11 protein-coding genes are annotated in these 13190 nt (G+C 76.9%); 5 read left to right on the top strand and 6 right to left on the bottom strand.

Annotation, left to right across the window (positions count from 1 at the left end):
* Positions 1-11 precede the first annotated feature (11 nt).
* The 3 genes from KGD84_RS10365 to KGD84_RS10355 all read left to right on the top strand — a co-directional run bounded on the left by KGD84_RS10365 (position 12) and on the right by KGD84_RS10355 (position 3118).
* A complete protein-coding gene (locus tag KGD84_RS10365) occupies positions 12-932 on the top strand; it encodes a glucose-6-phosphate dehydrogenase assembly protein OpcA (RefSeq protein WP_220560054.1) in 921 nt (306 codons plus the stop codon).
* Positions 929-1675: a 6-phosphogluconolactonase gene (gene pgl, locus KGD84_RS10360; protein ID WP_220560053.1), complete on the top strand. Its 747-nt coding sequence runs from the start codon at positions 929-931 to the stop codon at positions 1673-1675. Before KGD84_RS10365 ends, pgl begins: the two co-directional genes overlap by 4 nt.
* Before the next feature lie 171 nt (positions 1676-1846).
* Positions 1847-3118 carry an MFS transporter gene (locus KGD84_RS10355; protein WP_220560051.1) on the top strand — a complete coding sequence of 424 codons (1272 nt, stop codon included), beginning with the start codon at positions 1847-1849 and terminating at the stop codon, positions 3116-3118.
* 222 nt (positions 3119-3340) lie between these two features.
* On the opposite strand, the gene KGD84_RS10350 is transcribed toward KGD84_RS10355, so the two are convergent.
* Positions 3341-3760, bottom strand: coding sequence for a DUF6069 family protein (locus KGD84_RS10350; RefSeq protein WP_220560050.1), 420 nt, complete (start codon positions 3758-3760; stop codon positions 3341-3343).
* A gap of 129 nt (positions 3761-3889) precedes the next feature.
* On the opposite strand from KGD84_RS10350, the gene KGD84_RS10345 reads away from it, so the two are divergent.
* The gene (locus KGD84_RS10345; RefSeq protein ID WP_220560049.1) at positions 3890-4909 is read left to right on the top strand and encodes an AraC family transcriptional regulator; all 1020 of its coding nucleotides are present in this window, start codon (positions 3890-3892) and stop codon (positions 4907-4909) included.
* A 3-nt stretch (positions 4910-4912) separates the two neighbouring features.
* On the opposite strand, the gene KGD84_RS10340 is transcribed toward KGD84_RS10345, so the two are convergent.
* From KGD84_RS10340 to KGD84_RS10330, 3 genes are all read right to left on the bottom strand, one after another.
* A complete protein-coding gene (locus KGD84_RS10340; RefSeq protein WP_220560048.1) occupies positions 4913-5530 on the bottom strand; it encodes a hypothetical protein in 618 nt (205 codons plus the stop codon).
* On the bottom strand, positions 5527-7191 hold the full coding sequence (locus KGD84_RS10335; RefSeq protein ID WP_220560047.1) for a protein kinase domain-containing protein: 1665 nt from the start codon (positions 7189-7191) through the stop codon (positions 5527-5529). The genes KGD84_RS10340 and KGD84_RS10335 overlap by 4 nt, the downstream gene beginning before the upstream one ends.
* Positions 7192-7316: 125 nt before the next feature.
* The gene (locus KGD84_RS10330) at positions 7317-9218 is read right to left on the bottom strand and encodes a serine/threonine-protein kinase (protein WP_220560046.1); all 1902 of its coding nucleotides are present in this window, start codon (positions 9216-9218) and stop codon (positions 7317-7319) included.
* A 222-nt stretch (positions 9219-9440) separates the two neighbouring features.
* On the opposite strand from KGD84_RS10330, the gene KGD84_RS10325 reads away from it, so the two are divergent.
* Positions 9441-10202: a hypothetical protein gene (locus tag KGD84_RS10325; RefSeq protein WP_220560045.1), complete on the top strand. Its 762-nt coding sequence runs from the start codon at positions 9441-9443 to the stop codon at positions 10200-10202.
* An 82-nt stretch (positions 10203-10284) separates the two neighbouring features.
* Here the strand turns inward: KGD84_RS10325 and KGD84_RS10320 are convergent, their stop codons facing one another.
* Both KGD84_RS10320 and KGD84_RS10315 read right to left on the bottom strand, forming a co-directional pair.
* Positions 10285-12465: a CRISPR-associated protein gene (locus tag KGD84_RS10320; protein ID WP_220560044.1), complete on the bottom strand. Its 2181-nt coding sequence runs from the start codon at positions 12463-12465 to the stop codon at positions 10285-10287.
* A gap of 81 nt (positions 12466-12546) precedes the next feature.
* Positions 12547-12963, bottom strand: a complete 417-nt coding sequence (locus KGD84_RS10315) for a hypothetical protein (RefSeq protein WP_255646439.1) — start codon at positions 12961-12963, stop codon at positions 12547-12549.
* Positions 12964-13190 lie beyond the last annotated feature (227 nt).

The following is a 13190-nucleotide window of genomic DNA, read 5'->3' as shown; positions in this document are numbered from 1 at the left end:
GGGAGGAACCGATGACCCTCTACCTGCCGCGCACCACCACCGCCCAGATCGCCGAGGCGCTCATGTCCGAGCGGCTCAGCGTCGGCGGCGGCGCGATGAACATGGTGCTCACCCTGATCATCGTCACCGACGAGGCCGACCACTACGACGCGGTGCGGGCCGCCACCGAGGCCGGGCTCGAACACCCCTCCCGGGTGATCGCGCTGATCCGCCGCGACCCGGAGGCCGAGCCCGCCATCGACGCCGAGATCCGCCGCCCGGGCACCGCCGGGCCCGGTGAGGCGCTGCTGCTGCGGCTCTACGGTCCGCTGGGCGAGCACCCCGACTCGGTGGTCACCCCGCTCCTGGTGCCGGACGCCCCCGTGGTCGTGTGGTGGCCGGGCGCCGGCCCCGCCGACCCGTCGCAGGACCCGGTCGGCCGCCTGGCCCAACGAAGGATCACCGACGCTTTGCGCGCCCCGGACCCGTTGCGGGACCTCGTGGAGCGGGTGTCCCACTACAGTCCGGGTGACACCGACCTGACCTGGACCCGGCTGACCCCGTGGCGCTCGCTGCTGGCCAGCGCCATGGACCAGCCGTGCGGGTGGGTCACCTCGGCCAAGGTGACGGCCGAGTCGCACTACCCGAGCGCCGAACTGCTGGCGGCGTGGCTCTCGGAGCGGCTGGAGGTGCCCGTGGAGCGCGAGACCTCGCACGGGCCCGGGCTGACCGAGGTGCGGTTGATCACCGACCAGGGGGACATCGCGATCTCCCGGGCCGACGGCCGCACCGCCACCCTGTCGCGCTTCGGCCAGCCGGACCAGACGGTGGCTCTGGCCCGGCGCGGCGCGGCCCAGGCCCTGGCCGAGGAGCTGCGCCGCCTGGACGCCGACGAGATCTACGAGGCCGCGGCCCGCCACCTGGGGTCGCTGCCCACGGGGAGCGCAGTATGAGCACACCGCAGATCGTCCGGCACGCCGACGCCAAGGCCCTCGCCGAGGACGTCGCGCTGCGGCTGGTCGACGAGATCGTGCGCGCGGAGGCCGACGGGCGCGCGTTCCACCTCGTCCTGACCGGGGGCGGGATCGGCATCGCCGCCCTCGAAGCCGTCCGCGACCACGCGGCCGAGTCCGGAATCGACTGGTCGCACGTGCACCTCTGGTGGGGCGACGAGCGGTTCCTGCCCGCCGGGCACCCGGACCGCAACGAGACGCAGGCCTGCGCGGCCCTGATCGACGCGATCGACATCCCGGCCACGCAGGTCCACCCGATGCCCGCCGCCGACGGTATGGACGGCGACCACGCGGCGCACGCGGCGACCCGCTACTCCCGGGAGCTGGCGGTGGCGGCCCGCGGCCAGGGCCCGGTGCCGGCCTTCGACGTGTGCCTGCTGGGCGTGGGGCCGGACGCGCACATCGCCTCGCTGTTCCCCGGCCTGCCGCAGATCGGCGAGGACGAGGCGGCGACGGCCCCGGTGCACGACTCGCCCAAGCCGCCGCCGACCCGGATCACCCTGACCCTGCCGTCGATCAACAGCTCGCGGCAGGTCTGGCTCCTGGCCTCCGGCGAGTCCAAGGCCGAGGCGGTGCGCCTGGGCCTCTCCGGCGCCGACCCGAACGAGGCGCCGGTCGCCGCGGCCCGCGGCACCGACAGGACCGTGTTCTGGATCGACGAGGCGGCCGCCGCCCGTCTGTAGGGGTACCCGGAGGGGGCCGGCGCGGCCGGCCCCCTCCGTCGTGTCCGGAACCGGCCGCGGGGGGCGCCGGGGCCGTCGGCGGGCTATGCTCCGCTGAGCACACGCCCCCGGGGGCCGGTGCCCGGCCGACGCCCGCACCGGCTCCCGCCGCAGACCCGCCGAGGAGCCCCCGTGCCCGCCGACCAGGCCCCACCCCGCCTGAGTGCCGCCTTCCACCGCTTCTGGGCCGGCTCCCTGGCGAGCAACCTGGCCGACGGGGTCATGCTGACCGCCCTCCCTCTGCTGGCCGTGGCCCTGACCGACGACCCCCTCGCCGTGGCGGGGCTGACGGCGGCCCGGTACCTGCCCTGGCTGCTGTTCGGGCTGGTGGGCGGCGCCCTGGTGGACCGGGTCGACCGCGGCCGGGCGATGGTCGCCGCCAACCTGCTCCGGGCGGGGGCCGTGGCCGCCCTGGCCGCGCTCGTCGCCCTGGACCAGGCCGGTGTCGGCTGGCTCTACGCCGTGATGTTCACGGTGATGTGCTGCGAGATCGTCTACGACCTGTCGGGGCGCGCGATGCTCCCGGCCCTGGCGCCGGGGGCGGTGGACCGGGCCAACGGGAGGCTGACGGCCTCCCAGGAGACCGCGCAGGACTTCGTGGGCGCTCCGCTGGCCGGGTTCCTGTTCGCGGTGGCGGCGGCACTGCCCCTGGCGGTGAACTCCGGCGCGTACCTGCTCGGAGCGCTGATCCTGATGGGGCTGCCCTCCGCCGCCCGGCGGCCCGCCGCGCAGGCGCGCGAGGCCGCCGGGCGCGGGTCGCTGCGCGCCGACATCGGCGAGGGTCTGCGGTTCGTGTACGGCGACCGGGCGCTGCGGGCGCTCGTCGTGTTCTCCACGGCGGTGAACCTGGCCGCGGGGGCCCAGGCGGCGGTGCTCGTGCTGGTGGTCCGCGACCACCTCGGGGTGCCGGCGCCGCTGTTCGGGGTGTTCCTGGCGGTCGGCGCGGTGGGGGCGCTGACCGGGGCCCTGTTGGCCGCCGGGCTCGCCGCCCGCGTCGGCCGGTTCGCCGCCGTCACGGGCGGCTACCTGCTCCAGGCGGTGTGCGCCGTGGTGGTCGCGGCCGCCACCGGGTCGCCGTGGATCGGGGCCGCCGCCTGGGCGGTGCTCGCCGGGGCGAGCGCCGTGGCGGGGGTGCTGTCCGGCGGGATCGTCCAGCAGATCGTCCCGTCGGGCCTGTTGGGGCGGGTGATGAGCGTGCGCCGCATGCTCGGCCTGGGAATGGTGCCCGTGGGCGCCCTGCTCGGCGGCCTCCTGGCCCGGCTGGACCTGCGCCTGCCCCTCCTGCTGGGCGCCGTGGTGTTCACCCTGAGCACCCTCGCGGTGCTCCGCCACCTGCGCCGGGCGGCCGCCCGCGCCGACCTGGCCGAGCGCCGGGCCCGCCGCGAGTCCCCCGACCCCGACTGAACCACCACCGGACGTCCACGCCGGGGGGCTCCGCCGGACGTCCGCGCCGGGGTCGGCCCGCACCGCCGTGGAGCGCGGCACGCGCGAGGCCGACCACCGGCCCGCCGGGAGCGGGTGCTCCGCCGGACGTCCGCGTCGGGGCTCTGTGCAGCACCGTCGCTGCACGGGCGGGGCCGGCGACCGGGGGTCGCCGGCCCCTGCCGGGCGTCGGGTGACGGCCGCTCAGGAGGTCGGGGAGGACTTCCAGAAGACCGGGATCACCCCGGCCGCGACCACCAGGTGGGACAGCTCCAGCACGACGGTGGTGGCGACCGTGCCCCCCGCGGACAGCGGCGGCACCACCATCAGCAGCGTGATCAGGACCGCCGCCACCGTCCAGGCCACCAGCCCCCGGCGCCCCAGGAGGCGCTCGCCCAGGGCCAGCACGCCCCAGCCCAGGAGCCCGAAGCCCGCGCTGAACACCGCGAAGGCGCCGGCGGAGACCGCCGCGGGGTCCTGGCCCGGCGGGGCGACCACCAGGTCCGCGCCCAGCAGGGGCGCGACCAGGGCCAGCAGGGCGTTGGCGACGGCCACGGCGGCGACGGCCGCCAGGCGGGGCGGCCAGGAGGAACGGGTCGGGGCGGTGACGGGTGCGGCGGTCATGGCCAAACTCCTTCGTGTTCGGGGTTCGGACCCAACACTAGGAAGCACGGGCGAGACTTCCCATGCCTGAAAAGCTTGTTCCTATACTCCATCGTCCACATCCGGATCCTCCGGGGATACGATGGCGGCATGGACGTGCTCAGCGACGTGATCGGCACCGTACGGACCGGGCGCCCCAACGCGGCCCGCGTCGAATGGCACTCGCCCTGGGGCATGCGCTTCCCGGAGGTCTCCGGCGTCGGCTTCCAGGTGGTCCTCCAGGGCTCCTGCGTGCTGTCCGTGGAGGGCGGGGAGCCGCTCCACCTGGGGGTGGGCGACATCGTGTTCCTGCCCAACGGCCAGGGGCACGTGCTGGCGGAGGAGTCCGCCTCGCCCGTGCGGGACCTGTGCGACCTCCTCCCCCACGGCCGGGACGCGGACCCGGGCGCCCCCGTGACCGAGCTGGTGTGCGGACCGCAGGGGGCCGGGCCGCGGTTCGGGTCGGCCGCGGTCGGGGAGGACGGGCGCGGGAGGCCCTCGTGCGTCACCCTGGGCGGCTCGTACCACACCTGCGGGGCGCGGCCGCATCCGATGCTGTCGGAACTGCCCCGGCTGGTCCACCTGCCCGCGCGGGTGGGGGCCCGTACGGAGCTGGGCGCGGCGGTGGAGCTGCTGGGCGCGGAGCTGGACCGCCCCCGACCCGGCGGGGACGCGATCGTGCCCTCCCTGCTGGAGATGCTGCTGGTGTACATCCTGCGCACCTACATCGAGGAGAACCGGAGCGCGGCCGCCCGGGGCTGGCTGGGGGTCATGCGCGACCCCGCCGTGTACGCGGCGGTGCAGGCCGTGCACAGCGACCCGGCCCACCCGTGGACGGTGGCCGGACTGGGCGAGCGGGCGGGCCTGTCGCGGGCGGCGTTCGCCAAGCGGTTCACCGCGCTGGCGGGTCTGTCCCCGCTGGCGTACGTCACCTGGTGGCGGCTGACCACGGCGGGGAGGATGCTCCAGGAGAACGACGATCCGATCTCCGCCATCGCCGCGCGGGTGGGCTACTCCTCGCAGTTCGCCTTCGCCAACGCCTTCAAGCGCGAGTTCGGCCTGTCCCCGGGCCGCTACCGCGCCGGGACGCCGCTCCCGGCCCCGCCCGCCGCCGCCCCGTCGGCGGGGTGAGGGTCAGCAGTCGAACACGTCGGCCCGGGGGGCGCCGTCGGCGGCCAGGCAGAGCATGGCCTCGTCGATCCCGCCGGTGGCGACCTCCGGAGCCGACACCGCCAGCGTCTCGGGCAGTCCGGCTCCCGGGAAGACCAGGGAGAACGGCGCCGCGGGCGCGTCCGCGGTGAGCGCGGGCAGTTCCGAGGCCTCCCCGTCGGCCGCCGTCCCGCCCAGGGTGAACTGGTGCGGGCGCAGCCCGTAGCCGCCCTCGCCGAGGTGGTAGCGGGCGGTGCCGGTGACCCGGACCCCGTCGGCGTCCGCCTCGGCACCGGTGACGACCAGCCCGAACACCCCCGTGCCGCCGACGTGCAGGACGATCCGGTCGTCTCCGTGCACCACCAGCGCGTTCAGCCCGTCCAGGGCCGGGTCGGCCGGCTCCACCCGCGGCGGCACCGCCTCCTCCGGCTCCCCGGAGGGCGCGGCGTCCGGCGGGCCGGACGGGTCGGTGAACACCGCGCCGACCGCCGCCACCGCGTACCCGCCCGCCGCGGCCAGCACCAGGACGAGCGCGGAGGCGACCAGCAGGACCGTGGAACGGGCCCACAGCCGGTACGCGAACCTGGTCAGGACCCGGCTCATGCGGGGCACTCCTCTCCCTCGGCCGGGGCGGTGAACGCGGTCCCGTCCGCGGCCCCGGTGTCGTAGCACAGGCGCAGGTCGGCGTAGGAGTCCCCCGGCGCGAACGTGTAGCGCTGGTGGAAGACCACCGTGCCGCGCGCCGGGGCCCCGGGGAACGACGCCGTGAAGACGGCCGGGACGGAGGCCGGGGCCAGGTCGTCGGCCCCCGGCCCGGAGAGGGCGCCCTCGATCTCGCTCCCCCGGGCCCCGGCGGTCAGATCCACCTGGGTGGAGCTCATCGGCCCCACCGGCCCCTCCGCGAAACGGGGGGTGCGCAGGCCCGTGATGCGGACCCCGCCGTCCTCGGCGACGGCCTCCCGCAGGGTCACCACCAGGGCCTCGGAGACGAACGCGGAGTCGCCGACGACCGCCGCCGCCAGCCCCGCCGTGTCCTCGGCGGTGACCTGGGTGAACGGCTCGGGGTCGGGCACCGGCGCGGTGGCCGCGTCGGGATCCTGTCCGCCCGCGGCGCCGGAGGGGTCCGGGGCGGCTCCCGCCTCCCCGGCACCCGCGGCGGACGGGTCGGCCCGCGCGGCGTCCGCCGCCGGGGGCGCGCCGCCCAGCCGGTACCCCGCCGTCCCCGCCACGGGGACCGCCAGCAGCACCGCGGCCGCGACCGCGAGCGTGGGCCAGGGCGACCACGAACGGCGGCCGGTACGCCCGCGGCCGGGCCCGCGCCCGGGTCCGGTCGCCCGTTCGCGCCCGGGCGACCACTCCCCCTCGACCAGCCGGGTGACCAGGGCGGTGGGCTCGGCCGCCACCAGGGTCGGGTCGGTCCCGTACCGGCCCCGGCCCACCGCGTGCAGCGCCGCCAGCGCGCTCGGCCGGGCGGCGGGGTCCTTGGCCAGGGCGGCCGACACCACCCCGTGCAGCCAGCCGGGCAACCCGGCCAGGTCGGGCGGCTCCTTCCGGGTGCGCTCCAGCACGGCCGCGGTGTCGCCGCGGCCGAACGGCGGGCGGCCGGTGGCCGCGTAGGCGACCATGCCGCCCCAGGCGAACACGTCCGAGGCGGGGCTCGGGTCGGCCCCCTCCAGCAGCTCCGGCGCCGTCCACCCGGGGGTGCCCATGAGCATCCCGGTCCGGGTGACCGCGGTGCCGTCCACCGCCCGGGCGATCCCGAAGTCCAGCACCCTCGGCCCGTCGGGGGACAGCACCACGTTGCCGGGCTTGAGGTCGCGGTGCACGACCCGGGCCCCGTGGATCGCGTGCAGCGCCTCCGCCGTCCCCGCGGCGAAGGCGGCCAGATCGCCCTCGTCCAGGGGGCCGCGGTCGCGGATCCGGGCGGCCAGCGTGGGCCCGGGCACGTAGTCGGTGGCGATCCACGGGCTCTCGGCGCCGGTGTCGGCGTCGCGCACCGCCACCGTGCACAGCCCGCCGACCCGGCGCATCAGGTCGGCCTCGCGGGCGAACCGGGCCCGGAAGACGGGGTCGGTGGCGAAGTGGGCGTGGATCACCTTGACCGCGACGCAGCGGCCGACCTCGTCGGCGGCGGCGTAGACGGCGCCCATGCCGCCCGCGCCCAGCAGGCCCGCGACCCGGTAGGGGCCGAGCCGCCGCGGGTCCTCGGGGGTGAGCGGGCCCAGGTCCGGCGGGACCGGCCCGTGGGTGAAGAGTCGTGTCATGGATTCTCGGGGGTCTCGGGGGGACGGCTACGGACGACGAAGGTACCCGGGTGCCGGGCGCGTCCGGATGCCCGGGCCGGTGAAGGACCGGGGCGCCCGGACGGCGGGGCGCCGCGGGGGCCGGGTCAGGTGGGGCAGTCGGTGAGCATGCTCTGCTCGGGCCGGTAGTCGGACAGCGCGAAGCCCTCGTTGCCCTGGTGGACGTCGTCGCGCCAGCCGGTGGTGCCCTCGACGTCGTAGCAGTGGCCGCTGACGTCGTGCACCATCGCCCCGAACAGCGCCGAGGGCCGGTAGGCGATGCCGCCCCGCTCGGGGGCGCCGGGCAGGAGCACGGTGGCCTCCTGGACGGGCTCGTCGGGGCTCAGGGTGGCGACCGGGGTGACCGGACCGCTCCAGTCCTCGTTGACCCCGCCGTGCACGATGACCTTGTCGCGGCCCTCGGGGTCGGTGGCCGGATCCAGCGACGCCACGGCCATGAAGTCCTCCGCGTGGACGGTGTAGGAGCCCACGTGCGGGTGGTAGGTGAACCTCGCGGTGATCTCGACCCCGTCGGCGGCGGCCTCGGCCGACACCCAGCACACGGTGGCCACCGGGAACCCGTCGATGGCGCCGTTGCCCAGGCCGAAGTCGGCGGTGTCGTGGTCCAGGGGCGCGACGAACGGCCACACCTCGACGGAGGAGTCGGTGGCGGTGAGGGAGTCCGGGGAGTCGGCCGCCTCCAGCATCATCTCGTACTCCTCGTCCGTGATGGTGTCGGGGGAGAACGGCCGCCAGGTGGCCACGGCCTCCTGGGCCGCCAGCCGTTCTCCGTCCGGCTCGCACGGGACCGGTTCCGCGGCGGCCCCCTCCCCGGTCCCCTCCCCCGTCCCGGTCCGCGGCGGGGTCGCGGCGGCCAGGGCGCCCCAGGTGGCCTGGCGCAGCGGGGGGACGATCGCGGTGAGCAGCCCGGCGACGAGCACCAGCACCGCCGCGGCCGCGGCCGCCAGCGGCCAGACGCGCCGTCCGCGCCGGGGCGGGACCCACGGGGTGTGGTCGACGGGCGTGTCGATCCGCCAGCCGGTGGCCAGCAGCCGCGCCAGGGTCTCCTGCTCGTGCCCGGGGCCGGCCGGCCCCGGAGCGAACACCCCGGCCCCGTCCCCCGGCCCGCCCGGACCGGGGCCGCCGGGTCCGCCCGTACCGCCGAACCCGCCCGTACCGCCCGCTCCCGGACCGCGCAGCAGGGCGGTCATCACCTGGGCCGCGGTGGGGCGGCCCCCCGGGCTGCGGTCGAGGGCGCCGCGGACCAGCGGCAGCAGCTGCGGCGGCACCCCCGCCAGGTCGGGCTCCTCCTGCCGGGTGCGGTGCACCAGGGTGTCGAGGGGCCCGGTGCCGAAGGGCTCGCGGCCGGTGGCGGCGTAGGCGATCAGCGCGCCCCAGGAGAACATGTCTGCGGCGGGCGCGGGCACCGCCCCGTCGTACTGCTCGGGGGCCAGCCAGCCGGGGGTGCCCACCACGCCGCCGGTGCGGGTGAGCGCCGTCTCGTCCAGGGCGCGGGCGATGCCGAAGTCCAGCACGCGCGGCCCCTCGGGGGACAGCACCACGTTGTCGGGCTTGAGGTCGCGGTGCACGATCCCGGCGGAGTGGATGGAGTGCAGCGCCTCCGCGGTCCCGGCTGCCAGCGCCAGCAGGGTGTCGCCGCCGAGCGGCCCGCGGGCGGCCACGTGCGCGCGCAGCGTGGGGCCGGGCGCGTACTCGGTGGCCAGCCAGGGCCGGGCCCCGGTGGTGTCGGCGGCCAGGACGCGGACGGCGCAGGCGGAGCGGACCCGGGTGAGCAGGTCCACCTCCCGGGCGAACCGGTCGCGGAACTCGGGGTCGGCGGTGTAGTGGCGGTGCAGGGTCTTGACCGCGATCCGCGTGCCGTCGGGGGTCAGGGCCGCGTAGACGGTGCCCATGCCGCCCGCTCCGAGCCGTCCCACCAGGCGGTAGGGGCCCAGGCGGTCGGGGTCTCCGTCCAGGAGGGGGAGGAAGCCGGTGGAGGGCGTGGTCATCGACGCTCCGGGGGTGTGCAGGGGTGTGGTCGGCGAGGACGCGTGTCCTTCTGGGACATTAGCGCCCCCGTACACAGGATTTTCTGTGTTCCGCCGCTCGGATCCCCGGTGGACGGTCCCCGGATTGTCGGTGGCGGGTGTGAGACTGGGGTCACAGTCGACGAGGCCGGGGGCTCTCCCCGGCGACTCCCACACCGTTCTCCCGATGGGGGCGACACCGTCATGGGCGCGAACACGCGGAATCCGCAACGGACCCCGGTCCGGCCGGAGCGCGCCGACGACCGGCCGGAGCCGGACACCATCCGTTCCCTGCTGCTCTGCGGTATGGCCGCGGGGCCCGCGCAGCTGCTCTTCTCGCTGGCCCAGGTGTCCTGGGGCGGCCCGGGCGCCGCGGCACCGCCCGCGAACCCGTTCGTCTCCTCGGGCGGGAGCTGGACGCAGGCACTGGCCGTGCTGGTCTGCGGGGCCCTGGCCGTCGGCGGCGCGGTGGGGCTGGCCCGGGCGCTGCGCGGCCGGGCGTCGCAGCGCTCCACCTCGGTCTCGGTCGCGGTGTACGGGGCGTGCGTGCTGCTGAGCGGGGTGTGGACGGTGGACCCGATGGCGGCGCCGTCGCCGGGGGCGACCGAGGCGGCGTTCCCGGCGCTGAAGGAGCCGGCGCGCGTCGCCCTGGGGTGGGCGGCGCCGATCGCCCTGACCCGCGGGGTGCTGGGCGGCTCGGGGTGGCTGCGGTCCACCGGCCGGGGTGGTGCCGTCCTGTACTCGTGGTCGTGCGCCCTGGTCCCGGTGGTCTGCGGGGTCGTCGCGGTCTCCGCGCCCGCGGCCGCCACCGCCGCGGCCTGGCTCGCGGCACTGGTGCTGTGGACCTGGCTGCCGGTGTTCTTCGCCGGGGTCCTGTGGGAGCCCTCCGAAACGCGCCCGGCCCTCCCGGGGCCGGGTCCCGTCCGGCGCCCGGCGGTGCCCTCCCCGCGCCGCCCCCTTCCCTGAGAGCCCCTGACCGGGGGACCCCGTCGCGCGGAGCGGCCGTACGGCGGGGTCTCCTCCACGTCCGGCCCCGGGCGGCCGCCCCTCACATGGTGCTGGCGTCGGTGTCCCACAGCCGGGGCGGCGCCGCGGGGTCGGCGACCACCAGCACCGGCCGCTGCGGATCTCCGAAACCCCAGCCGCCCCCGCCGTGCTCCCCGGCCTCCTCGGGCTCCTCCTGGGTGATCCAGGCGACCAGCTCGGCGGCCCGGCCCACGTCTCCGCCCGGCCGGGTCAGCGCCATCACCTTGCCGGCCACGTCGCAGCGCAGGTTGAGGTGGCCGGTGGCCGCGGAGACGCTCTGCGCCCAGGCGCCCCGGCTCACCCTGCGGACCGCGCCCGACCGGACGGGGCGGCTCCAGGCCGGGGCGGCCAGGCCCAGGGCCCGGTCGTCGAAGGTGAGCACCAGTGCCGGGCGCTCCCGGGCCGTGTCGGCGGTCTCCGGGTCCGCCAGGGAGCGGTCGACCCACAGCCCCACCGGGCCGCTCGCCGCGCGGACCAGGTGCTCGGCGGCGGCCGCCACCAGGGGGACGTCCACCTGCGCGGCGCCCCGCGGGCACACCGCGTCGGCCAGGGGCCCGGCCAGCGGGGCGTACCCGTCCAGGACCAGGGACCAGTCCACCACCGCCCGGCCCTGTACGGCGGCCCCGCCGTGGGTCAGGCACACGACCTTGCGGTCGCGCACCACCTGGCAGGCGACGCACGCCCCCGAGCGGCGGGCGGCCAGGGCCAGGCCCAGGCTCATCGCCTTGGTGCCGGTGGTGACGTCCACGACCACAGGCCGGCCGGGGTCCTCGGCGCGCATCCCCGCGATCCAGGCGTGCGCGGCGTCGGCGACGGCCCCGGCGCTGGAGCCGTCCACGGGGTCGGCGGCGAACCGGATGCGGTCGCGGTGGCCCGAGGCGCGCAGCCCGTCCGCGTCCGGGACGGGCTCTCCGGGGTGCTCGGCGGCGTACAGGGCGCGCGCCGCCGCCTCGCGCACGCCCGCGCGCACCCCCTGGCGGGAGGAGAGCAGCAGCGCCCGTTCGGGCCGGTGGACGTGCACGGCCGACAGCAGGCCCAGACGGCTGCTGCCCAGCGCGGTGACCAGGATGGGGGCCGCGGAGGCGGCGGTCACCGCGCACACCGGTGCGGGCGGCGCCGGGGGCACCGCCGGCCGTGCCGGGGGCTCCGTGCCCCGCACCGGGACTGCCGGTGCCGCGGCGGCCGGGGCCGCGGCCGCCTGTCCGGGGAAGAACACCCTGCGCAGCGTCTCCGCGTCGGTCAGGCGGGCGCGCAGGTCGTCCAGGCTCCACACCTGCACCTGGGAGGAGCTCAGCGCGGGGCCGTGCCCGGCGATGCGGTCGCGCAGCCCGGGCACGGCGGGCCCGGTGTGCACGAACAGCACCTTGGCCACGTTGCCGAACACGCGCCGGGCCTTGGCGACGGTCCACCCCGCGCGGGCGACCACTTCCTCCGCCCCGCTCTTGACCTCCACGCACAGCACCCGGTGCCGGAAACGGACCAGGGCGTCGAAGTCGGCGATGGAGTCGGCGGGATGGCGCGGGTCGGCGACCCGGCGCGGCCCCAGCACCTCCACCCCCTCCCTGCCCCTGGTGATGCGCCGCAGGTGGCGCAGCACGTCGGCCTCGCCGACGACCCCGCGCACCTCCGTGGGGTGCAGGCCGGGGAAGGCCTCGCGCAGGGCGCGGGCGCCGCCGCGCAGGGCGGTGCCCACGGTCGCGGGGTCGCGGTCGGAGAGCCAGCGCGCGCCGTGGACGCCGGCGAGGACGCCCAGGTCGATGCCGTCGTCGGAGACCGGCAGCGGCGGGTCGCCGGGGTCGACGGGGCGCAGCAGGTCGGAGGCGGGGTCGAGGTAGTGGCAGCGGGGCGCCGCGGCCTCCGGGTCGGCCGCGCCGCCGTCCCGGTACAGGGCGGCGGCCACGCTCATGACCTTGGTGCCGCCGGTGTAGTCGAGGTGGCGGGGGGCGGTGCCGTGTTCGCGGTGGATCCGCTCCAGGGCGGCGGCGACCCCGGCCGGGTCGTGCGGGTCGGGGCCCACCCCCTCCACCCGCACGGTGCGGTCGGGGGCGAGCCGGGCCAGGGCGGCGGCCGTGCGTTCGGCCAGGGCGCGGGTGCCGTCGCTGCTCAGCAGGACGATCCGGTCGGCCGGCAGGGTGAGCGAGGACAGCAGTGCCGGGGTGGGGTTCCGGCCGACCAGCACGACGGCGACGCGGGGAGTGTCCACGGCGTCCTTCTCCACACGGGGGCGTTGTTCGTTTCGTGGGGGTCAACGCTATCCCGTAGGTGAAGGCGATACTCGAACCCGTTACGTCCGTTTTGTCGTTGCGTCGATTCGGCCGACCCCTTTTCTTGTGGCCGAAACGGTCGGTTTCCGCGGCCGCCGTCCGCTGACCACGAACGAACGACAGGCGGTGACCACGCCCTTATTGTCCCTGACCAGGTCGGAGGGGATCAACAGGTCGTCGCGCTCGGGGTGGGCGAAGCCGACCACGGACGAGACGATGAGCCACACGCCCGGTTTCGGCTCGGGCAGATTGGCCCTGGTGCGCCGTTCGGCGATCAGCGGCACCGGGCCCGGGCAGGTGGAGTCGTCCAGGTGGCCCACGGGCACCCGCTCGGCCTCGACCCTGGCGGGGTCGTCCGTGCCCGGCCAGGTGCCGATGACCTTCGCCTCGTCGTCCACGACTGTCACCACATGCGGCGTCAGGTTGAGCACCGGCATCCGGCGACCTCCGTTCCTCTCTCACAGCGCGTCCCCCGCGGCCGCGCCCGCCCCTTCCGGAGGGCTCACCGCAGTCTCTCGGACAGGGACGATGGGGGCCGGGAGTGACATACCGCCGACCGCCTCTGGGACTCCAGTGACCTGTGTTTCTGGTGTCCGTTTAATGGGCTTCTCTATTGTTTTATATGCCTTAGGGACCAGGGCCGATAATTGACAGTTGGTCGCCT

Origin of the sequence: Nocardiopsis changdeensis, assembly GCF_018316655.1 — a bacterium.
GTDB lineage: Bacteria > Actinomycetota > Actinomycetes > Streptosporangiales > Streptosporangiaceae > Nocardiopsis > Nocardiopsis changdeensis.
The sequence above is the reverse complement of the archived record's forward strand: the minus strand, read 5'-3'. Positions and strand labels throughout refer to the sequence as shown.